The 22,121-nt window shown below is 53.3% G+C and carries 20 protein-coding genes; 7 read left to right on the top strand and 13 right to left on the bottom strand.

Features of this window, described 5'->3' with window-relative positions; all coding sequences use genetic code 11:
* Nucleotides 1-63: 63 nt before the first annotated feature.
* Nucleotides 64-471, top strand: coding sequence for a hypothetical protein (locus G491_RS0123655; RefSeq protein ID WP_028316307.1), 408 nt, complete (start codon nucleotides 64-66; stop codon nucleotides 469-471).
* A 100-nt stretch (nucleotides 472-571) separates the two neighbouring features.
* Entirely contained in the window at nucleotides 572-1,102 is a 531-nt protein-coding gene (locus G491_RS0123650) for a DUF4124 domain-containing protein (RefSeq protein WP_028316306.1), read from the top strand.
* Nucleotides 1,103-1,108: 6 nt separating this feature from the next.
* Here the strand turns inward: G491_RS0123650 and G491_RS32265 are convergent, their stop codons facing one another.
* The 9 genes from G491_RS32265 to G491_RS0123605 form a co-directional block, all read right to left on the bottom strand.
* Nucleotides 1,109-1,816: a uracil-DNA glycosylase gene (locus G491_RS32265; protein ID WP_169829512.1), complete on the bottom strand. Its 708-nt coding sequence runs from the start codon at nucleotides 1,814-1,816 to the stop codon at nucleotides 1,109-1,111.
* On the bottom strand, nucleotides 1,816-3,033 hold the full coding sequence (gene coaBC, locus G491_RS0123640) for a bifunctional phosphopantothenoylcysteine decarboxylase/phosphopantothenate--cysteine ligase CoaBC (protein ID WP_028316305.1): 1,218 nt from the start codon (nucleotides 3,031-3,033) through the stop codon (nucleotides 1,816-1,818). The genes G491_RS32265 and coaBC overlap by 1 nt, the downstream gene beginning before the upstream one ends.
* 10 nt (nucleotides 3,034-3,043) lie before the next feature.
* On the bottom strand, nucleotides 3,044-3,547 hold the full coding sequence (locus tag G491_RS34555; protein ID WP_015949134.1) for a hypothetical protein: 504 nt from the start codon (nucleotides 3,545-3,547) through the stop codon (nucleotides 3,044-3,046).
* Between the two features lie 111 nt (nucleotides 3,548-3,658).
* Nucleotides 3,659-4,780 (bottom strand): glycosyltransferase family 4 protein, encoded by a 1,122-nt coding sequence (locus G491_RS0123630; RefSeq protein ID WP_035219977.1) that lies wholly within the window; start codon nucleotides 4,778-4,780, stop codon nucleotides 3,659-3,661.
* A gap of 10 nt (nucleotides 4,781-4,790) precedes the next feature.
* A complete protein-coding gene (locus G491_RS0123625) occupies nucleotides 4,791-5,927 on the bottom strand; it encodes a glycosyltransferase (protein ID WP_051327491.1) in 1,137 nt (378 codons plus the stop codon).
* Nucleotides 5,920-6,918, bottom strand: a complete 999-nt coding sequence (locus G491_RS0123620; RefSeq protein ID WP_028316302.1) for a class I SAM-dependent methyltransferase — start codon at nucleotides 6,916-6,918, stop codon at nucleotides 5,920-5,922. Before G491_RS0123620 ends, G491_RS0123625 begins: the two co-directional genes overlap by 8 nt.
* Complete coding sequence (locus G491_RS32255) at nucleotides 6,915-7,241, bottom strand: FtsB family cell division protein (RefSeq protein WP_051327490.1); 327 nt, start codon at nucleotides 7,239-7,241, stop codon at nucleotides 6,915-6,917. The genes G491_RS0123620 and G491_RS32255 overlap by 4 nt, the downstream gene beginning before the upstream one ends.
* Nucleotides 7,234-8,811 carry a murein biosynthesis integral membrane protein MurJ gene (murJ, locus tag G491_RS0123610; protein ID WP_028316301.1) on the bottom strand — a complete coding sequence of 526 codons (1,578 nt, stop codon included), beginning with the start codon at nucleotides 8,809-8,811 and terminating at the stop codon, nucleotides 7,234-7,236. Before murJ ends, G491_RS32255 begins: the two co-directional genes overlap by 8 nt.
* 184 nt (nucleotides 8,812-8,995) lie before the next feature.
* Nucleotides 8,996-9,754, bottom strand: a complete 759-nt coding sequence (locus G491_RS0123605) for a carboxymuconolactone decarboxylase family protein (protein WP_015949140.1) — start codon at nucleotides 9,752-9,754, stop codon at nucleotides 8,996-8,998.
* 88 nt (nucleotides 9,755-9,842) lie between these two features.
* Here G491_RS0123605 and G491_RS0123600 point away from each other — a divergent pair, with 88 nt between their 5' ends.
* The gene (locus G491_RS0123600) at nucleotides 9,843-10,163 is read left to right on the top strand and encodes a helix-turn-helix domain-containing protein (RefSeq protein WP_028316300.1); all 321 of its coding nucleotides are present in this window, start codon (nucleotides 9,843-9,845) and stop codon (nucleotides 10,161-10,163) included.
* A gap of 53 nt (nucleotides 10,164-10,216) precedes the next feature.
* Here G491_RS0123600 and G491_RS32250 read toward each other — a convergent pair whose 3' ends face one another.
* Entirely contained in the window at nucleotides 10,217-10,702 is a 486-nt protein-coding gene (locus G491_RS32250) for a flavodoxin family protein (protein ID WP_051327489.1), read from the bottom strand.
* 2 nt (nucleotides 10,703-10,704) lie between these two features.
* Nucleotides 10,705-11,352, bottom strand: a complete 648-nt coding sequence (locus G491_RS0123590) for a TetR/AcrR family transcriptional regulator (protein WP_028316299.1) — start codon at nucleotides 11,350-11,352, stop codon at nucleotides 10,705-10,707.
* A gap of 190 nt (nucleotides 11,353-11,542) precedes the next feature.
* On the opposite strand from G491_RS0123590, the gene G491_RS0123585 reads away from it, so the two are divergent.
* The 3 genes from G491_RS0123585 (at nucleotide 11,543) to G491_RS34550 (ending at nucleotide 18,671) form a co-directional block, all read left to right on the top strand.
* On the top strand, nucleotides 11,543-13,465 hold the full coding sequence (locus tag G491_RS0123585; protein WP_028316298.1) for an SWIM zinc finger family protein: 1,923 nt from the start codon (nucleotides 11,543-11,545) through the stop codon (nucleotides 13,463-13,465).
* 43 nt (nucleotides 13,466-13,508) lie between these two features.
* Nucleotides 13,509-15,281 (top strand): acyltransferase family protein, encoded by a 1,773-nt coding sequence (locus G491_RS0123580; protein ID WP_084511666.1) that lies wholly within the window; start codon nucleotides 13,509-13,511, stop codon nucleotides 15,279-15,281.
* Between the two features lie 174 nt (nucleotides 15,282-15,455).
* Entirely contained in the window at nucleotides 15,456-18,671 is a 3,216-nt protein-coding gene (locus G491_RS34550) for a PAS domain S-box protein (protein WP_051327488.1), read from the top strand.
* A gap of 19 nt (nucleotides 18,672-18,690) precedes the next feature.
* Here G491_RS34550 and G491_RS0123565 read toward each other — a convergent pair whose 3' ends face one another.
* Nucleotides 18,691-19,908, bottom strand: a complete 1,218-nt coding sequence (locus G491_RS0123565; protein ID WP_028316296.1) for an MFS transporter — start codon at nucleotides 19,906-19,908, stop codon at nucleotides 18,691-18,693.
* Nucleotides 19,909-19,980: 72 nt separating this feature from the next.
* Nucleotides 19,981-20,616: a TetR/AcrR family transcriptional regulator gene (locus G491_RS34545; protein ID WP_028316295.1), complete on the bottom strand. Its 636-nt coding sequence runs from the start codon at nucleotides 20,614-20,616 to the stop codon at nucleotides 19,981-19,983.
* Nucleotides 20,617-20,823: 207 nt separating this feature from the next.
* Here G491_RS34545 and G491_RS0123555 point away from each other — a divergent pair, with 207 nt between their 5' ends.
* Nucleotides 20,824-21,705, top strand: coding sequence for an alpha/beta hydrolase (locus G491_RS0123555; RefSeq protein ID WP_028316294.1), 882 nt, complete (start codon nucleotides 20,824-20,826; stop codon nucleotides 21,703-21,705).
* Nucleotides 21,706-22,121: the final 416 nt, after the last annotated feature.

The following is a 22,121-nucleotide window of genomic DNA, read 5'->3' as shown; positions in this document are numbered from 1 at the left end:
CTGGTCTATAAAAAAAGGGCGGGGCCATGCCCCGCCCCTTGGGCAAGGCCCATGGAGAACATTATGAAAGCAACAAATCTGAAAACCATGTTGAGGATGACTACTGCCGTCGCTCTTATACTTTTGGCAGTGGGAATCCTGCCTGCTCCCGTTCTCGCCGACGCAACCACCGGCGAAGGCGCCAACGCCATTCTGGACGTACCCAAGGTGTACAGTCAAACCGCTGTGGAGCAAGGCCTGAAAGAAAGCAGAGGCATCCCCTGGTTCAACGGAACGGGTGTGATAGATAAAATTGTGGAGAACGGCTTTGTGGTGGACGATATGACCCTGGTGGGAACCAACGTGGATTTCAGGTCCGAAGCCACGGGCCAGCCCATCGCCTCCTCGTTTTTCAAACCCGGCGCCAAAGTGGGGTTCGTTCTCAACTCCAAAAATATCCTGACTTCTTTGTGGCTGTTAAAAGAACAATAAGACCCACCATAAAAAATCTTGCCTATAAGTATATGGCCCTATACTATTAGGGCCATATTATTTTATACGCATTGATATTGAATTCCAAAAGGAGCCCTGAATGAAACTGATAAAAGCTCTTATCATTGCAGGCGTTATTTTTTCTCTGGCGCCTTGCGCCTGCTGGGCGGAGTTCTACCGGTACAAGGATGCAAGCGGCGCCTGGGTCTACACGGACAACATAATGGAAGTCCCCGCCGACCAAAGGCCCAAGACCTATGAAGGCGTCACGGATAATTTGTCCGACTCGGAAAAAGCGAAGTTAAAGGCCGAAAAGGCCGCCAGAGCGGCAAAACGCCGGGCAAAACGCCATACTTTTCCCTCCAGGGTTTCCTCCGATACGGATAGGGCGTATGCGGATCTAAAAGCCGAAGAGGACGCCTTGACGGAAATGGGAAAAGACCTGAAAGCCGAGCAGGACGCGCTGGGGCGTCTAAGAGTGGAAGCAAAGACTCAGGAGGAGCGGGACGCCATTAATCTTAAAATGGCCGCCTTGAATAAGAAAATCCAACAGTACGAAAAGCAACGGCAGGATTACATCAAAAAAGTCGATGTATACAACCGCATGCTTCAGAAAAAAATCGACGATTAGCAGCGCCTAAGACAAAGGCTTTCCTATAGCGCGCATTATGGCTTGCATATCCTGCCATACTGCGCGTTTTTTTTGCGGAGCTGTCAATAACTCCCGGGGATGAAAGGTGGGCATAACCCGCATCCCCAGGTACGGTTGAAGTTGCCCGCGGACTCTGGAGTAGGGCAGGTCCTGCTTTAAAATCGCCTCCGCCGTTATCTGGCCGAAAGCGCAAATAACCTGGGGCCTGACTGCCTCCACCTGTTTTCTGAAAAATCGGGAACACGCTCGCAAACACATGGGGTCAGGCAATTCTCCGTCTGGCACGGGACATTTCACCAGATTACATAGGTACACATCGTCCCGGGTCATTCCCATGGCTTTGAGGATATTGTCCAGCAACCCCCCGACTTCGCCCTGAAACGGCAGGCCCGCCTTGCTCTCTTCCATTCCCGGCGCAATGCCAGCCAGCATGAGAGCAGCCCCCGGGTCGCCTTGCGCAAACACGCCGTTTATGCGTTCCTTATGCAAAGGGCAATCCGTACAGCTAAGCGCTTCCGCCTCCAAACCAACGCCGATCGCCTTAGGGCCTGATCCTTTCTGGTGAAATCCTTGCTTTAGAAGAGTCCGGGTTTCCTGGCTGCAATCAAACCCGGCGATTCCCTGGCCGGATAATAAACGCAAATGCTTGGCTATGGATTGGGCGATTTCAGCAACGGAAACCTGTGCAGCCATCAGGAAACCCCGCATTCAGGCAGAAAACCCGCCGCCTTGTCCAGGATTGCGTGAGCCGCAGCCTCCTTGCTCATAAGCCCCAGGGCGTCAGTTGCGCCTCCGCACGAAAAGCACGTAATTTTATTGGTGTCTGCGCCAAATCCGGAGTCGCTGGGGCCGATCAGGTTTGCAGCGATCATGTCCAGATTCTTTTTTCGGAGCTTCTCCTGGGCATGGTCGGTCAGTTTTTCGGTCTCCGCAGCAAAGCCGATTAAAACCTTTTTTCCTTTTCTCTTGCCCAACTCCATTAAAATATCCGGGTTGGGAACAAGATCCAAGGTCATGCAATCGCCGGTCTTTTTAATTTTCTGTTCGGCTTCCCTTTCGCAACGATAATCCCCGACCGCGGCGGTCTTGATGACGATGTCCGCACGTTCCGCCTGGGCCAGGACCACCTCGGCCATTTCCAGCGCAGTCATGACTTTATGGGTTTCCACATTCTCGGGAGGACTGATGCTTACGGGGCCTGTAACAAGGATTACCTTGGCGCCGCGATGCTCCGCCGCCCTGGCTATGGCATAGCCCATTTTACCCGTAGATGGGTTGCTGATATACCGGACTGGGTCGATCGGCTCCCTGGTGGGCCCGGCGGAAACCAGCACGCATTTGCCTTCCAGGTCCTGCTTGGTCAACAGCTTCATTAGCCTGTCGGAAATTTTGTCAGGATCGGGCAGTCTGCCAGGCCCTGTGTCTCCGCAGGCAAGGAAGCCTGCGCCGGGCGCCATCACGGAAAATCCGTGCAACGATAACCTGGCCAGGTTCTCCTGGACAAGGGAGTTCTCGAACATTTTGGTGTTCATGGCCGGACAAACCAGCTTGGGGCAAACAGCCGCCAACACCAGGGTGGACAAAGGATCGTCCGCAATACCGTGGGCCATTTTTCCAATAATATTGGCCGTGGCGGGTGCGATGATCAAGGCGTCCGCCTCCTGCGCCCAGGCCACATGGCGGATGGAGTTGTCCTCGTCTTGCTGCCACATGTCCGTATAAACAGGCTGTTCAGTCAGGGCCTGAAAGGTGGCAGGACCCACGAATTGCTGGGCGCTTTGCGTCATGACTACGCGCACAAGAGCGCCAGCGGTGGTTAAAATACGGACCAGTTCTACGCTTTTGTAAGCCGCAATGCCGCCGGATACGCCAAGAACTATGGTTTTGCCAGCCAAGGGGCTATGGTACACGGTGACCCTCCTATTCAGCCAGGCCGGACTCCTTGAGCAGACCGGCGCCAGGGGCCATTTCACTGCCCGGTGCAACCCACACCTCCAGATTGGTGGTGATGGACGTGCCGCGAATCGTGATTACGCAGGTGCGGTTTTCCTTCCTGAAAAGCATGAGGGTCCTGGGCGTTCTCACGACGCTCACCAGCGCCCAGTTGTCCTTGATCATGTTATTCTCAAAAAACGCCACCAGGGAATTCACCTCAACCCGGCCACTCAGAACCAGCACCCCGGCGGAAATCCCGGAAGCCCGGTACACAAAGCAATTGTCCTTGTCCAGCTTAAGCTCCTGGGGAATCAGGACGTCGTCAAAATCATAATAAACAGGGGACGGCTCAGGCCGAGCCGGAGCTACGGAGCCCGAAGATCCTCCGTTTTCAAAATTCATGGATTTACATGCTGATGCAGAAAAAAGGATTGCCAGAACGAGCGCCAGAAGAAGAATGCCGTGTTGAAAACCTTGCTTCCGTATCATGGTAGAACCTCCGCGCTTTTTTTAATTGAGGGAGCTGGTTTAGGCTCCCAAGAGAACTTCCTGATCAAACAAACAGAATATGCATAACTTGGCAGATGTCAGTTTTCATGCCTATTCATCATATATTTTCAGGATACTGTCAATTACGATCTGTTCCGAATACTTGTTGAGGATAAAGGATCGGCCCTGCCGCCCCATTTCCTGCGCTTTCTCCGGGTTGTCCAGCAAGTATAGAATCGCTTCCGCCAGGGCCTGGGAGTCCTTCAACGGCGTCAGCAAACCGGTTTTTCCGTCCATGACCACATCCCGGCAGCCGACCACATTGGTGGCGACCACAGGGCGTGACATGGCCGAGGCTTCCATCAATGATCGGGGCGCTCCCTCCCTATACGAGGGCAGCACGACGATGCTCGCCGATGCGATGAACGGGCGTACGTCCTCGGTCTCGCCAAACCACTCTACCACGCCGGTTTTAATCCATTCTTCCAGGTCCCGGGCGTCCACCACGGTGGGATTGCGTTCGTCCCTTCCGCCCAAAAGGCAAAACCGGGCGTTCGAACCCTTTTTTGCGGCAATGCGTGCCGCCTCCACATATTCGTAGATGCCCTTATCCTTTAACAGGCGCGCCACCATCAGGATTACGGGCGGTTCTTCGGGGTTGGGAGCGGGAAAAAGCCCTCCGTCAAAATGGGCGCAGTCCACGCCTTCACCGGGAAGCAGCTCGGCCTTATTTTCTTGAATAATTCCTTTGGAGACGAAAAAATCCATGTCGCTGGGATTAAGGAAGAATACATGGTCGCAGCACATGAAGGCAGCCCGGTACATAAACTCCACCAGGCTTTGCAGCAGCGGGTTTCCTGACCCTGTAAACACATAGCCCAAGCCTGTAATAGCGGCGATTACCTTGGGCGCGCCGGCCAGGCGGGCTGCTATGCTCCCGTAGATCACCGGCTTAATCGTGAAATGATGGGCGATGTCCGGTTTTTCCTTCCGATACCAAAAAAACATGGCCAGAAAAAAGCCGATGTCAGACACGGGGTTGATGCCCTTCATGTCCAAAGGAAGATTCTTAAAAGGCACGCCGATCGCTCGGATTTTAGCGGCGAATCCTCCGCCTCTGGCGCCGCCGCCCAGGACTTCATGCCCCTGACTTTTTAGTACGCGCATCAGGCCGGCCCTGAAATTGTATAAGGTCCACGCGCACCGCGAGACCAAGGCGATTTTTTTCGCCATCTAAAAGCTCCTAAACAACCAAACTGGTGTAAAAGTCTTCATACTGTTTAACAATAGCGTCCAGGGAATACAGCTCTTCAATTCTGCGGCGAGCCGCCAATCCAAGCTCTTGCTTTTCCGGAGCTGGCAATGTCAGGATTTCCTTAATCGCTCCGGCCAGGGCGGCGGCGTCCTCATTAGGAACGATAAGCCCCGTGGGGCCGATTACCTGGACCGTATCGCCTGCGTCATTCGCCACAACCGGAACCTGGCAGGCCATGGCCTCTCCCACCACGTTGGGGAAGCCTTCTCCAAAAGAGCTAAGCACCGAAACGTCGGCGGCCGACAGGATCTCCGGCACGTCCCGCCTTCTTCCCAACAGGAGCGCATTTTTCTCCAGGCCAAGTTCGCGCACTATGCCGTACAATGTCGCGTTGCCAGGGTCAACCCTGTCCCCGCAAAGAATAAGCCTTATTGCAGGAAAGTCACGTCTGAGAAGGTCCGCGGCCCTCAGCAGAGTGGCGTGATCCTTCATGGGATCCTGCCTGGCGAACATAACGAGAACCGGCGCGGATTCTTCTATGCCAAGCTCTTTACGGATTTTTTCGCCTGCCGATTCATTCCGGGAAAACCGTTCCAGGTCAAACCCGTTGGGTATGACTTCAAACCTTTTGGACTTGTATCCCATTTTCAGGTGCAAGTCCCGGCCGCAGTACGAATTGGCTATTACAGCGTCGGGAAACCGGGACAGCAGGGCGCAGGCCTTCACCACCCATTCCGTCAGCCGGTTGTATTGAGAAAAATCTATATTGGAATTGCGGATATTCCATGCAATCCGGGCTCTGGAGCTTATGCGGGAAGCGAAAAGATTTAAAAAGTCGGCATGATAAAGCCACGACTGGACCACGTGTGGCTTAAACTCCCGGATGATTTTCAGCAAACGGAAAAACGCCCCGGGCCTGGGCTTGCCAAGGTCTAATTCCAGGCTGTCCACTTGAACGCCGCTTTCCGCTATGTCCTGGGCGATGGGGCCGGCATGAACCATGCTGACCACCCGGCAGACAAATTTGTCTTTGTCCAGGCTTTTGCACAGTTTGGCGAGCATAGCCTCGGCGCCGCCGGTGTCTGTGGTAGTGATAATATGTAAAATGCGAATTGGTTCAGGCATTAGATGCGGCGTTTCCTTTTTGCACGGCAAAGCAGATGTAAGGGGAAACCCCCAGGCCGGTCTTGGCAGTAAGAAATCTGCAAGACTTCACGGCGAGCTTCATGGGCGTCTTCATGTTGCGCTCCGAGGCCGCCTCCAGCCAGATCTGATGGGGTGACTTGATCCCCGGCCGGGGTTGCATAATCTGGGCGTGGGGGTCGTGACTTTTCAAAATTTTGTAAACTTCTTTGACCGTGGCGCCTCGTATTCCCCGGCGCAAAAGAGCGTGCCACGGCTCCTCATTTTTCACACGGAATGAAAACCGTCTGGCCATTGGCGCGGCCGCTGCCTTTGGAAGATAGTTGATTAAAGGCAGCCCTGTCGTGTGGGTTTCGATGGGAAACCATCTATAAGGGGTTTCCGTCACCAGCATGCATCCCCCGGGTTTCACGGCGTCCCACAGTTTGGTCGTAAGAATCCGACGTTCCCTGGGCAAAAGGTGCTCATAAACCGCGTTTAACAGCACCAGGTGGAATTCACTCAAATCAGGCGGCAATTGGTCGTCATTAGGAGACATTAGAAATTCAATATTCTTAAACCCATAATGCTTTGTGCGCAGTTCGGCGATTTTCAGCAGTTTGGCTGAACGCTCCACCCCTACTATGTGCGCCTGGGGAAACATGCGCTTAAGCACCATGGCGGAAGCGCCGCTGCCGCAGCCGAAATCCAAAATGCGTTTGCCGTTCAAATACTGTTTATTAAAATATGCCAGAATGCTCTTATTTAGCAAACCTGGCGTGTATCGCGGGTCCTCGTCGCGGCGGATTTCATCGCAGAGAAAAGCCGGTCCTTTTGCGTCCAAGACGGCCCGGATTAGATCGGGATGGTAGGAAGTCGTCCATTTTTTATCAGGTTTGGAAGCCCCGCTGGTATAAACTTCGATTGTTTTCGCACCGTCGGGCTGTTGAATGAGTCGGACCTTCCCATTTTTGTGGTCTATGGTAACGGTCATTGAACTGGATTCTTGTCTCCTTTTTTGCTGCTGCTAAGATTATCGTCTTTAAAATCATATACGAGTTCGTCTTTTCCAACCATGCCGAGTTCTTTTCTGGCTACGCTTTCCAAGTAATCGCGATCTTCCAAAAGGCGATACATGGTCCTGCGAAGCCGGTCGTTTTCCTTTTCCAGGTCCTGATTGGCTTCATGCAGCCTGGCGGCCTCCCTTTTCAGGTTATACATGTCCACCAATCCGCGATTTCCAAAGGCAAGGAAAAAGAACAGCACGGAAACCAAGATCAAAAGGCCTGTAATTGCAAGATTATGGAATTTATCCACGGCGTTTTACCCTCTTGCCAACCAGGCGCCACATTGCCTGGAATTCCTTTTTACAAAAAACACTGGCCAAACCTATGTATACCACAATTCCCGCCCCAATGCACAGCATGGTCCACAAAGTCAGTTGGGCGGACCCTACTTGCCCGGGCGCCAGAATTCCGGCGAAATGTGCAAAAACATACACGGCCGCACCCATTCCTAACGATGCAACCAGTGAACCCATGACGGATTTCAAGATTTTTCGGCCGCCCAACGGCCCGATTTTCCGTCTAAGGTGGTAGGTGAGCAACGCAAGGCTTAAAGCGGAAGATAGCGTGGCCGCTAAAGCAAGGCCGCCATGGAGCAGGGGCTTCATCAAAGCCATGGAAAAGGCCAGGTAGGCGACCAAAGACAAAATCGCCACCCGCACCGGCGTGACCGTGTCCTGGAGCGCGTACAGCATGGACACCACGATCCGGGCGCCTGAAATGGCGCATAGCCCCAAAACAAAGTAAATAAGCGCATGGGCTGTATGAATAGTGGCCTCCGCGCCAAAAGCGCCCCTTTCGAACAACAGCCCCACAATGGGCTGCGCCAGAACGATCAGCCCCACCGTGGCAGGCAGGTTCACGAACATGATGATGCGGATGGCGTAGCCAAAGCTGTCTTTCAGGCCTTCCATATCCTTGTTGGCCGCCTGGCGCGAAAAACTGGGCAGAGCAGCCGTGGCCAGGGAAATGCCGAAAATCCCCAGGGGCAACTGGGTCAGCCTGTCGGCGTAATACAGATAAGACACGCTCCCCTCGGGCAGCATGGAAGCAAGGATAGTCCCCACAATGATGTACACCTGATACACCCCGGCGCCAAGCACCGCAGGTCCCATGAGCACCGCCACCCTTTTAATGCCCGGGTGGTTCAAGGGCCCTTTGATCCAGCCTCGAAAGCCCTTCTTATGCATAAACGGAAATTGCAGGGCCAGTTGCAGCGCCCCACCGATAATAACGCCTAAAGCCAGGGAGATTACAGGCGGCTCAAACGTGGAAAAAAACAGATACACGCAGGCGATCATGGCTACGTTTAAAAACACAGGCGCCAGGGCGGGGGCCGCGAAGTGCCGCAGGCTGTTCAATATGCCCATGCACAAAGCCACCAGCCCTATGAAGAATATGTACGGAAAGGTAATGCGCGTCAAAAGGACCGTCAGGGCGAATTGATCCGGGTTCTTGGCGAATCCGGGCGCCAGAACCATTACCACCTGGGGCGCGAATATCACCCCAAGCACGGTCAGGCCGGCCAGGATCAGGGCCAGAAGACGAAAGGCCGCGCCAGCCATGCGCATGGCTTCCTCATGGCCCTTTTTTTCCAGGTATTCGGAAAAAACCGGTACAAACGCAATGGTCAGGGAGCCCTCGGCGAAAAGCCTCCGAAGCAGATTGGGAATGCGAAAGGCCACCAGGAAAGCGTCCAAAGCAACGGACGTCCCGAAAAAGTAGGCCATGACCGCGTCCCGGACGTAGCCCAACACCCGGGAAATAGCTGTAGCGCCGCCCACTACCCCGGCGGCTTTGGTCATTTGGGCTCTTTCCGACATGCGTCCTCCGGCGAAACAGATAGGGATATATGAATATCCTCACAAAGACTTCTAAAAAACTCAGATGCGTTTCTTATACTCGCGCTTGCTTTAAATGGCAAGAACCCTTGCCTGATCCTTACCCGTCCAGGGATAAGAACCAGCGCCGGGTTTTATGCGAGCAGCCGGAGGGGAGGCGGGATGTTTACGTATTTTCGGGAATGACCTCGTTCACGCAGGCCAGGGCGTTGAACATCCTGGGATAGCCGAGGTAAGGCAGCAATTGGGTGAGCACGCTCAGCAGGGTCTCCTTGTCGTTGCCCACGCGGAGGTTGCCCTTGATGTGGCTTTTCAACTGGGGCTCGCAGCCGCCCATGGACGAGAGAAAGGCGAAGGTGACCAACTCCCGCATTTTTATGTCCAGGCCGCTTCGGGTGTAATACTTGCCAAAGCAGTTCCCGAACAAATAATGCTGGATGTGCTTTTGGCTTCCCGGGGCCTTTTGGTAATTCTCTTCTATCATTTCCCCAAAAACCGAATTCAAGAGCGCCCGGCCTTTGTCAAAGGCGGTTTCAGGCGTGACCGCGGTCTGTCCTTCCAAAGGCAGTTTAACGCCCCGGCTCTTAAAAAGGTCGTTTGTCGCGTTCAAAAAATCCAGGGTTCTGGCCATGCCCACGTATTGGGTGGACTGGTATACGATCTCCTTGATCTCCACGGGCGTGACGCCCGCGTTCAGGGCGGCGTCCAGCATGATTTTATATTGGGACAAAGCCGGTTGGGCGATGAGGGACGCCAGAATCGCGATCATCCGGGTGCGCGTATCCAGGTTTCCGTACTCAAGCACTTCATCAAAGGCGAAATTATCGAAAATCTCCATCAACTCAGGATCCGTGTCATGAAGCGCGGATTTTCGGCCCGGGAACAGCTCTTCGTAGTTTTGTTTCGCCTTTTCTGAAATACCCATGGAAATCTCTCCTTGTATTAAAAATTTGTAATCATTGCTAAAAACATGCTTTAGCCGGGTCGCCGGGCCTTTTTCCGGAAAAAGCTCTATGGCCAGATGCACAAACCAACTATCCTTGGCTGCCCAGACGGGCATGAGCCCGTCCACCTTTCACCATCATTTTCGCGCTTTAACCGCCATGAGCCCCCTGCAATTCCAGAAATGGCTGCGGCTTCACGAGGCCCGGATCCTGATGCTGAGCGATCGCATGGACGCGGCAACCGCCTTCTTTCGGGTCGGGTACGAAAGCCCCTCCCAGTTCAGCCGGGAATACAGCCGCATGTTCGGCGCTCCGCCGCTTCGCGATATCAAGAAACTGCGCGAGGACCCCATGGCCGGCCAGGCCGTGGCGTACGAGACGGTCAACTAAGGACTGCGTTCCGGGGCCGTAAGCGTTTTACGGCCCTGGAGGTTTTGGCTTGATCAAAGAAACAATTCCGGCTCTTTCCTGATTTGCATGCCGAAATCCTGGGCCGTCGCTATATCGCTAACATCCGGCCTGCCGTGGGCGATGGGCCGGGAGGGCAGGGAGTAGGAATGTTCGGCGACAAAAGCCCCGCCTGCAACAGGAATAAATCCCTGCTCCGCCGCTATATCATGGAGCTCCAGAAGGGAGTCTTCGTATTCCCGGTTTCCGTAAGTCACCACAAGAACCACCGGAACGCCCCGGCCGGACAATGATTTCAGAAAAGGCGCCGCCTCTTCGGGAACCCGGCCGTAATAGACGGGGACGCCTATTATAAGCAGGTCGCTTTGGATAGTTCCCATCCCTTCGCGCCGTTTCGACCGGTTGGTGCAGTCCATCACGTCCAATACTTCCGCCTGCATCCCTTGCGCTATATTGTGGACGACTTTTTGGGTCGATCCCGTCGGTGAAAAGAATACGCAAGATACTGATTTGATCTCCATTTTCAGACCTCCTTTTTTGCTTTCAATCTTTTCCTTATTGCGGCAATTCCGCCCATGGAAAAGGCAAACACATGCTCCGCCCACGCCTCATGGCGCTGGTCGGCATCGTAGTCCGGGAAAAGCCTGGAGAATAACGGCCAGGCAAAACTGTAATAAAGCAACTGGCCCGAGACCGAAACCAGGCAGTCCCGGACCGCATCGTCGTCGGCTCCGTCTCCCAACAACCGGCGAAACATCTGCATGTGGCGCTCCACCTCGGGCCGGTTGTATTGATCCACCATATCCTCCACAAAGGATGAGGGCCTGGCCATTTCATGGACGAATATCGCGGTTGCGTCTGAAGTGAATGCGTTGTCTTCGTATAGCATCCTGCAATAGACGCCGATCATCGCCCTAAGCTGCTTTTCCGGCGTTTTCTGCTTCCTTTCCTCCAAACTATGCTTGCCATACTCAGAGAATATGAATTCCAATATTTCCCGATACAATAACTCCTTGGACCCGAAATAGTAGTTGACGCCGTTGATATTGGCGGTTTTAGCCTCTTTGCAGATTTCCCGAACTGTGGCGTCCCCATAGCCTTTCTGGGCGAAAATTTTGACTCCCGCCCTGAACAGCCTGGCCTTTGTGGAACCCTCATGTTGTTTTGGCATTGCCATTTCCTTCCGCATTTAATGCAATTGTATTAAATAAGCGATTAATACATGTGTATTGACCGTGTCAAGGCCTGTATACAGCCGCTCCATGTTTCTTTAGCGGAAGGCCTTGAAAGGCCTTGGATAAACAGTTATGCTTTCGGCAAAAAAATGAATGCCGTCGTAACTTCGGCAAGGGGTGGCAAGCATGAAGATCGGCAAGTGGGAAAAAGTACTGCGTTCGCTCACATGGGGCGAATTGGAAGAGTGGGCTGGCGAGAAAATTGTGTCCCGGGGGCGGTCGTATAAGAAGCATGTGAGCGACGTGGCCGTAACCCCGGAAGATGAATTCATCGCCTGGGTTCAGGGGACCCGCAAATACGCAACATGGATAGAACTCGATTCCAAGGGCGGGTTGGATTGCGGATGCACCTGTCCTTACGAACGGGGGCCGTGCAAGCATGCCGTGGCCCTGGTTTTGGTTTGCATGGATTTGATCGAGGAAAAAGCTAAAATCCCCAAAGCTGCCAAGGATGATGAACGCCTGCGCCTTTATTACCGGTACTATGGTGAAGACCCGGAAGGTGGTGACTGGGATGATGACGATGATGATGATGATTGGATTTCGCTCTCTGATCTTGGCGCCTCCCTGAAAAAGATGAAGAAGCAGGAAATTGTGGATATGTTGCTGGATATGGCTGCGAATTCCGAGGATTTTCATATAACCATCTCTGACCGGATTCTTTTGCAGACCAGGGGGCCGAAAGCCGCCGCGAGCGTGTTGCGCAGGCAGATCGATGATATTATAGCCTTTGATGATTACGATGCCTACTGGAGCGGCAATTACTCGGAACCTGATTTTACCGAGGTTCAAGCAAGTATGAAGGCCATGATCAAAAACGGGCAGGCCGGCCAGGTGCTTTCCCCCGGCTTAGTGTTGTGGGAGAACAGTGACAACCTGATCGAGTCCTTGGACCAGGACGGAGAAATCGGAATGGAAATCGGCGAGTGCATGGATTTGGTTTTCGAAGCCTTGTTTCTCTCCAGCATGAAATCCCAAGACCGTCTCCTGTGGTTGATAGAACGCTTTATGGAAGACCAATACGATGTGCTTCCGGACGAGGAGGAGAGCCTATGCAAGGGAGGCTTTTCACCCCAGGACTGGGCGCACGCCGCGGACTTGTTAAGGGACAGGCTGTCGTCCATGCCTGCCCCCGCCAAGAACGGTTCTTACTTTCAAAACCATGAAAGAAGCGAACTTCTGTCCTGGTTGATCCGAGCCATGGAGGAAAGCGGCCGGGAAGGCGTGATTGAACTGCTGATGGCGGAAGCCCCGCGCACCGGGGATTATGAACGATTGGTGCGGGCCTTGTTGGAAGCCGGAGACCTGGAGCAGGCTAAACAGTGGGCGATCAAGGGGTTTGAGGGCTCCATTGAGGACGCCCCCAGGACGGCCTGGGCGATGGTTGAAATGATGCAAACCATCGCCGCCCGCCTGGGGGATAAGAAACAGGTCGCCGCCCTGGCGGCTCTGGCCTTTTTTGATTCCCCCCGCCTGGGAAACTTCCTGAACGTAGAAAAGGCCGTTGCAAAAGAACAATGGCCGGAAACCCGCCTGGGCCTTATGTCTTTTCTGGAATCCGGAAGAAGGCCGGACTTGCCTGATACGAAAGTGAAAGCCATGGTTGCCTGGCCGCTTCCGGCGCCCTGGGTTTCACGCCTTTCCCCCAAAAGGTGGAAGGAGAGTTACCCGCTTCATGCTGTGCTTATAAAAATAGCCGTGCATGAAAAACGGCATGACGACGCCATCGCCAGGTACCTGAAATTGACCGGTTCGGCCCGGCCGTGGGGGTTGGGTATGGAATTGGCCAATGCGGTTTGGAAAACCCACCCGGATTTTTCCATAAACCAATGGAAAGCAGCGGCGGAGCATCAAATCAGCCAGGTAAAAGTAAGCGCCTATAAATCGGCTGGCGAGTATCTGCGCAAGGTCAAAAAGGCTTATGAGTCCGCAGGCGAAACCGCAGAATGGAAGGCTTACGCCAAAACCCTGCGGGACGTCAACCGCCGCAGGCCCCGCATGATTGAGGTTTTGAACTCTTTGGAGAAAAAACCCATCATGAAGTCCTAAAGCGGTTTCCACAGGATTAATTTACTGACAAAAGGCTTGAAAAATGAACGCTCCCGCAAGACGTCACGAGTTGGACTGGATCCGTGTCATGGCCATCCTGGCCGTGTTTTTTTTTCATAGCACCCGGTTTTTTGACCTGTGGGATTGGCATATCAAGAATGTGAACAATTACCTATGGGTGGAAATCTGGAACGGCTTCATGACAACCTGGCTGATGCCCTTGTTCTTCGTCATTTCCGGCGCCAGCCTGTTTTACGCCCTGAACAATTCCGGGGGATTCAAAAAGTTCTATTTGGACAAATTTTCCCGCCTCATGGTCCCGGTTATTGTTGGGGCATGCACCCACAGCGCCCTGCAGATTTACCTGGAACGGACTTCCAAGCATGTTTTTTCCGGGTCCTTTTTCTCATTTTACAAAATCTATTTCTCGGGCTTGTATTTTGAACCGAACTGCCCGGGTAACTTTGCCTTTCATGGCATGCATCTTTGGTATCTGCTGTTTTTGTTCCTGTACAGCCTGCTTTGCTACCGCTTGTTCGTCCGCTTGCAGGGAGGCTGGGGCAACGGCCTGAATCGGCTCACAAGCCTGCTGTCCTCCCCCAAGGCCATGTATCTCATCTTTCCCCTTCCTCTGCTGCTTATCAAACTGATTTTCCCCGCCTCCATATTAAGCGTGGGAAGCGGCGGCTGGGGATTCCTATATTATCTGTGGTTTTTAATCGGAGGGTTCGTTATTGCCTCCGGCGAAAATCTCATGGAGTGCATCAAGCGAAACCGGAATATCTCCCTGGTTTTGGCCGGCGCCTTTACCGCCTTGTATCTGTATTTGGTTTTTGGGGCTTTGGGCGGTGCGATTCCTTATGCAATCAGGCCTTGGGCCGCCCTGCTACTGCGGTTTTGGGGGGCTTGGTTCTGGATCCTGGCCATTCTGGGGCTGGGCCTGCAGCATCTATCTTTTGACCGCCCCATACTCCGCCATTTAAACGAAGGGGTGCTGCCTTTTTACATCCTCCATCAAACGATCATCCTCGGCTTCGGGTATTTTGTCATGCCCCTGGAAATCGAAGATTACGCCAAGTGGTTGATAGTATTTATTGACGCGTTCGCCCTGACCGCCGGACTCTATTTTTATCTGATCAGAAAATTCGACGTGCTCCGTTTCCTGTTCGGCATGAAAACCTCCAAGCCGCTCTTCTCCAAGGCAGGAAAAACAATCGTCCTGGCAGCCTTACATATAGTTTACGCAGGCATGATAGCCTTCTCCGTCGTCAACTGGCCGGCGTCGGCCGCAATCAACCGGGCGCCCATGCCCTTTGCCTACGACGCGGATCGGGACGTTATCCTGGACGCCCGTAACATTACGGAAAAATCGCCAACCGGGGTGCGATTGGTAGCGGACCCCTCCGCCTCCACTGGATGGGCCGTTGAATTGACCTCCGGCGCCAGCGGCAAGCCTCTGCCCGCCCCGGAGGTTTACGTGGAAATGCAGTTTGAAGCCCCGGCCGGAAGGTATTACATTTGGCTGCGCGGCAAATGCAACGAGGACGACATCTCCAGCGATTCCATCTGGCTGCAGTCGGACAAATGGATTGGGACTGGCTGGGGCTCAATGCTCGGCAACTGGCTGGATATTCATTCGGCGGGCGCCTGGGGCTGGGCCAGCAACGGGGACGATCCCAAACTCATCATTTTGAGGTCAGACGGCGTGCACACGCTGAGGATTCAACCCCGGCAGGTCCCCCACCGGATTGATCAAATCTGGCTGAGCCGCTTTCAAAACCGGATGCCCGGCGTCAACGAACCGATAAAGAAGTAGCCCTTACTCTAAAAGATGTTTTTCTTTAACCCCTCAACAACGTAAAACTTTGCCCTCCCATCGGCTTTCATGTATCCTTATTTATAGCTATAAAAGCGAAAACCATTCATTTGAAGATGAAAAGCCTGCTTTGAATATAATGTTTTTTCCCATTTTTTCCGGATGAAATTTATCATGCCCAAGCCCACCTACGAGGAATTGGAAAAAAGGTTTGCCGAACTGAAAAAGTCGGCCGGCGCGCCGGATATCAACACAACCCTTTTGGATATTTTCCGCTGCATTCCCAGTTGCAAAACCTTTGAAGAAGCCGCCAGAAAGATATTTGATCAATGCAAACAGCTGACCGGAGCCCAATCAGGTTATGTGGCGCTGCTATCAGCAAACGGAAAAGAAAACGAAGTTTTGTTTTTGGATGACGGAGGCGCTCCATGCACTGTTGACCCAACTCTTCCCATGCCAATCAGGGGGTTGAGGGAGACGGCGTACAGGACGAACAAAGCCGCCTGTGAAAATGCTTTTCCCGAAAGCTCCTGGATGGATTTTATGCCGGAAGGGCATTTGCGGCTGGAAAACGTAATGTTCGTTCCGCTCAATATTGAGGGCGTTACAGTTGGCATCATAGGCCTGGCCAACAAACCCGGAGGTTTTACCAGTCAAGATATCGGCATTGCTGAAATGCTGGGGGATCTGGCCGCCGTGGCTCTTACCTTCGCCAGGTCTCAGGATTCTTTGAAGGAGTCCGGAGAACTGTATCGATCCATACTTGAAACAACCATGGACGGCTTTTGGGTGACGGATATTAAAGGACGTTTGCTGGAAGTCAACGACGCCTATTGCCAAATGAGCGGCTACACAAAAAACGAGTTGACCGCCATGAAGATAAGCGACCTGGAGGCCGAGGAAGACTCCTCCACGGTGATCCGGCACATTGAAAAGCTGGCCTCTATGGGGTCGGACCGCTTTGAGTCCAGGCATCGAAAAAAGGACGGCGGAATTATGGACATCGAGGTCAGCGTCCAGTTTCGTCCGGAACAAGGGGGGCGGGTTGTCTGCTTTCTGCGGGACATTTCCGAACGCAAAAAGACAGAGGCCGCCCTCGTCGAGTCAGAGCAAAAGTGGAGAAATATTCTGACCAACACCCCGCAGATTGGCGTCACCCTTAATCCCGAGGCGAAAATAGTTTTTGTCAATGATCATCTTCTAAAGCTGACGGGCTGGAATGAACATGAGGTCATTGGCAAAGATTGGTTTGACTTGTTCATCCCGGAAAATGTGAGAGAAGTGATAAGAAAGGTTTTTTTCTCCGCCATGAACCAAAAAGATGCATTCGGCTATTCCACCTACGAAAACGAAATCCTCGACAGGCGGGGAAACACCCTGAATGTGGCATGGTCCAATGTTTTAACAAAGGATGCAGACGGCAAAAGCATTGATATAACTTGTCTGGGCGTGGATTTGACGGAGCGGATACGCGCTGAAAAAGCGCTTTCCGACAGCGCCGCCTACATGCAAAGCATATTCAGGGCAGCCCCTTCGGGAATCGGGGTTGTGACCAATAGAGTGTTTTCCAAAGTAAACGACACGCTTTGCAGGATGGTGGGGTATTCCAGGGAGGAGTTGATCGGTCAAGGCCCCGCCTTGATCTATCCCTCCCAGGAGGAATGTGATCGGGTAGGGCGGGTCAAGTTCGAGCAGATACAGAAACGAGGGACAGGAAGCGTCGAAACCCGTTTCAGGCGGAAAGACGGCGGAATAGTGGATGTGTTGCTAAGTGCAACCCCCATTGATCCATCCGATCATGGCGTAGGCCTTACCTTCACGGCCCTGGACATATCAGAGCGAAAAAAAATTGAAAGGTCGGTGCAGGTCGCCCACGAGCTTCTTTTAACCATCCTGGACAGCATAGACGCCACTATATCCGTTGCGGACATGAAGACCTATGAAATACTCTTTATGAACAAATACATGGTGGAAAGTTTCGGCCGGGACCTTACCGGCGAACTTTGTTGGCAAGCATTCCGGGGGGGCTCCGGGCCTTGTTCGTTCTGCAGCAACAGCCGATTGCTTGACGATCACGGTCAGCCAACCGGATTGTACTCCTGGCAGGGTAAAAATCCTATTACGGAAAAATGGTACATCAATCATGATCGCGCTATCCAGTGGACGGACGGACGAATGGTTCGCTTGCAGATTGCAACCGACATCACGCAAATAAAAGATCTGGAGGAAAAGCTGCGGCAATCCCAAAAAATGGAGTCCATCGGAAATCTGGCCGGCGGCATTGCCCACGACTTTAATAATATTCTGTTTCCTATCATGGGGCTTTCTGAAATGCTTATGGATGACCTTCCCAAAAACAGCCAGGAAAGGGAAAGCGCCGAAGAGATTTTCAAAGCGGGAAAGCGGGGCAGCGACCTGGTCAAGCAAATCCTGGCGTTCAGCAGGCAATCCGAACAAAAGAAAGTGCCCACTCGCATTCAAAGCATCCTCAAGGAGGTGTTGAAACTCTCCCGCTCTACCATTCCCGCCTATATAGAAATCAATCAGGCCATTCAATCGGACTGCGGAATGGTGTTGGCGGACCCAAGCCAGATGCACCAGGTCGGCATGAATATTATCACGAACGCATACCATGCCGTGGAAGACAAGGGCGGGACGATTACCGTGCGCCTGGAAGAGCGCAATCTGGAAGAGGCAGAAGCCGGGAAATATGATCTTCGCCCTGGAAGATACCTGGTTCTATCCGTAAATGACACCGGATGCGGCATGCCGGAAAAACTGGTGGACAAGATTTTCGACCCGTATTTCACCACAAAGGAGCAGGGGAAAGGCACCGGGCTAGGCCTTGCGGTTGTATACGGCATCGTCAAAGAACATTCCGGAACCGTAAAAGTGCACAGCGCAGTAGGTAAAGGTTCGACCTTTGATGTGTATCTGCCTTTGATGGAAAAAGCCGGCTTGGCCGAGCCTGTAAAAACCATGGCGGACCTGCCCACAGGGCATGAACGCATTTTTCTGGTGGATGACGAGGAGGCTATCGCCAACCTGGAAAAAATGATGCTGACACGGCTTGGCTACACAGTGGCCTCCTATACTTCCAGTGTAAAAGCCTTGGAGGCGTTTGAGGCGGACCCACATGCCTATGACTTGGTCGTAACTGACATGACCATGCCGTCCCTGACCGGCGCCCAGTTGGCCGGGAAAGTCCGGTCCCTGCGAAAAAGCATGCCCATCATTATCTGCACCGGGTTCAGCGAAAAAATGGACGAGGCCAAAGCAAAGGATCTGGGAGTTGCGGGGCTTTTGATGAAGCCCATTGACCGGGCTGATCTGGCGAAGACCGTCCGAAGGGTTTTAGACGAATTCAAAGGGGGAGCTCCTCCGGAATAAAAGGGAGGATTTTGGCCTTCTATTCCGGTTTTTTTAGGAAATATGCTATCGCCCCGGCGCAGGCCGTCAGCAGGGAGCACAGCCAAAAGCCCATGTTGAAATTGCCCGAGACGTCCGCCAGCCAACCCGCCAGGGCAGGGCCGGCAATCTGTCCTGCTCCGAAAAACAGGGTGATGAAACCAAAGGCTTTCACCGCCTGTTCCGGCCCCATGTAGTCTCCCACGGCAGCCGACATGATGGTGGGGATGCTCCAGACAACCAAGCCGAAAATCACGATGGACGCATACAGAAAGTAATCCGAAAGGTATATTGCGGCGAATGCATAGGCGACCGTATAAGAGGCAAAAGCCCCGATGATTGCGGTTTTTCGGCTGAATTTGTCGGACAGCCAACCGAACAAAGGGCCCGAGAATAGGGACAAGGCGCCCACAATCGCCCAAAACCTGCCTGCCGCGCCCTCCCCAAAGTTCCGCTCATTCACCATGGCTGTGACGATAAAGGTTACGTAGACCACGTAGGTGACGCCGAAAAGCAGGTAAATCACGCCAAGATGAATCATGGTGCGCCGGGCGTCCGACGGATTGCAATCGTTCACTTCAGCCTGGCAGGATTGTTCGGGCGGCGGCTTTCCCAGGGGGGCGAGCCCCACCTCGCTGGGACGGTTTCGCAACAGCAACCCGGCTATCAGGGAGACAACCAGCGAAATGGCGCCGATTGTCAGCCAGCCTGTCCTCCAGCCTTCGCTTCCGCAGGTCATGACTATCCAGGGGATGAAAAGCCCGGAAAAAATAATGGCCATGCCGTTGCCTGAAATCATTATGCCGGCGGCCCGCCCTCTGGTCTCCGAGGTGAACCAGTGGGATACCAGCCCCATGAGCGGCACATTGGCCAGGCCCGAGCCGATCCCGGTGACGAAATAAAGGGCGAAGGCGGCTATAAAGGTGGAAGCCCAGCTGATCGCCATCATGGACGAGCCCACAAGGACCAGGCCCATGGTGATGGTCTTGCGTGCGCCCAGCAAGTCAACCGTGCGCCCGGCCGCCAGGACCGATAGAATGTATCCGATGAAATTTCCTGTGCCGATGAGCCCCATCTGGGAATAATTCAATTGCAGCGAGGAGCTCATGGACGGCAGCAGCACGCCCAGGGAAAACCTTCCCAATCCCAGACAGGAAAAGAGGACGACAATCCCCGTAAGGCAAATGACCCAACTATAATGAATTTGCTTTACGCCCATGCCCTTCCCCTGTGTTAAGCGTTTTTTAAGATGCCATTGAACAGCTTTTCCAAGCCCCATAAAAGCAAATAATTAGGAGGGCGGAGTGGATGATTCCGTAAACAAATACTTGAAAAGCATTTCCTCCAACTCCCCCATAAGCGATTCCTTGCCGGAATGCTCGCTCTGAAGCAACAGGCAATGGGTGATCGCCTCGCATGTCCGGTATGTGAGCTCCGCCGCCGCCTGTACGTCCTCCACGCATAAAAGATGCTTGTTCGCAGTGAAAATAGCGGCGATGACATCGATGACTTTTTGATCTTCCTGACGGCTTAGCTCCATGATGTCTTCTTCCAGAAACATCAAAGGAAAGGCCGCCTTATGCATCTCCTTTTGCTCAATGTGGAAAACGTAGTGGGCCTGAAGCAGGTCGTGAATAATTTTTCGCCCGTCGTCCGACCCGGAAAAAACACTACCCATTATGGGCAAAGCGTGCTCAAGCCCCTGCTGATAAAATTGATGCACCAACTGGACCAAAATATCCTTTTTGTTATTAAAATAACGATAAAAAGTTCCTGTAGCAAGCCCGGCCTGCGCGGCGATTTCATTGCCGTTGGTTTTATAATAGCCTTTTTCCACAAACAGCGCCTTGGCCGCTTCCATCAGCTTGGCCCGGGTTTCCATGCCCCGCTTTTGTACAGGCTTACGCGCCTTTCCTGGCTTATCCATGATCCGTTATCCTTTCAGACGTTTGACCTTATATATATCACGATTTCAATCTTTTAATAAAAGGGTATTGAAATATTAAAAATATGATAAATATATCATGTTTTGGTTGACGCGCCATCTGATTTGCTCCATAAAAAACATGATACATTTATCATGTTTTCTAAAGGGGAGCATGTGCAACGAAAAAAGGAGAACGGGGAGAGGCCTATGAAGAGGGAAAATATTCGATTCAAGTCTCAGGGGCTGGAATGCGCGGGATGGTATTATAAAGCCGGGACGAAAGGGAAATTCTCCTGCGTGGTTCTCGGCCACGGCTTTGGCGGGGTAAAGGAAGCGCGGCTTGACGTTTATGCCGAAGCCTTTGCCAAAGCCGGGTATAACGCCCTGGCTTTCGACTACCGCCATTTCGGCGAAAGCGAGGGAGAGCCCCGGCAAATCCTGGACATCAAAAAACAGCATCAGGACTGGCATGCCGCCATTGCCTTCGCCAGAAACCAGGAAGGGGTGGAGCCCGGCAAAATCATCCTTTGGGGATCGTCCTTCGCCGGAGGCCATGTGATTCCCGTTGCTATCAAGGACGGTAAAATTGCGGCGGTCATCTCCCAGGTTCCCAACCTGGATGGGTTGGCTACGGCCCGCACCAACGGAGTCGTTCAAGCCCTGAAACTTTCCTTGGCCGCAGGCCGGGATATGCTGAGGGCGGTCCGCGGGAAGAATCCCTACTACATTCCCATTACAGGGGAGCCGGGGGACTTGGCCGCCATGACCGCCCCAGGCGCCAGGGACGCCGTTGAAAAGCTCTTTCCCGACGATTTCGAGCCCAACGAAGACGTGGCTGCGCGCATTATTCTACATGCGCCGCTTTACTCTCCGGGCAAGCTGGCGCACAAAATGGCAATGCCCTGGCTGATTCAGGCGGCGGAGCATGATGCCGTCACGCCCGTCAAGCCCGCATTCAAAGCGGCGGCCAAGGCGCCCAAAAGCAAGTTGCTTACCTACAAGTGCGGGCATTTTGACGTGTATCTTGCCCCCCTGTTCGAGCAGGTTATCCAGGATCAGGTCACGTTCCTAAAAAATAATGTGTATTGACGAGGAGTCGTCATTTACTAAAAAAACTGGACCCCGTTTCCGCCGTTGAATCATGATGATTGCTTAACCGCCCGCAATCATCACGCCAAAATCCCTGCACGGGAATGACGGCCGAGGGGGCTTGCCGCACCCCGTCATACGCCGTTAAACGCACCCCGGTAGTTGCGGGGTTTCCCCGCCCATGTAGCCGCGGGGTTTCCCCGCCCTGTAGCCGCGAGGTTTCCTCGCAGTGTAGTTGCGCGGTTTCCTCGCCCTGTAGTCGTGAGGTTTCCTCGCTATGTAGTTGCGCGGTTTCCCTGCCCTGTAGCCGCGAGGTTTCCTCGCCCTGTAGTCGCGAGGTTTCCTCGCAGTGTAGTTGCGCGGTCCCCTCGCTATGTAGTTGCGCGGTCTCCGCGCTTTGTGTCAACGGTTGATGT

The sequence above is a fragment of the Desulfatibacillum aliphaticivorans DSM 15576 genome (assembly GCF_000429905.1).
In the GTDB taxonomy this organism is placed as follows: Bacteria; Desulfobacterota; Desulfobacteria; order Desulfobacterales; family Desulfatibacillaceae; genus Desulfatibacillum; species Desulfatibacillum aliphaticivorans.
Note: the sequence above shows the minus strand (reverse complement) of the source record. Positions and strands in the feature narration are given on the sequence as shown.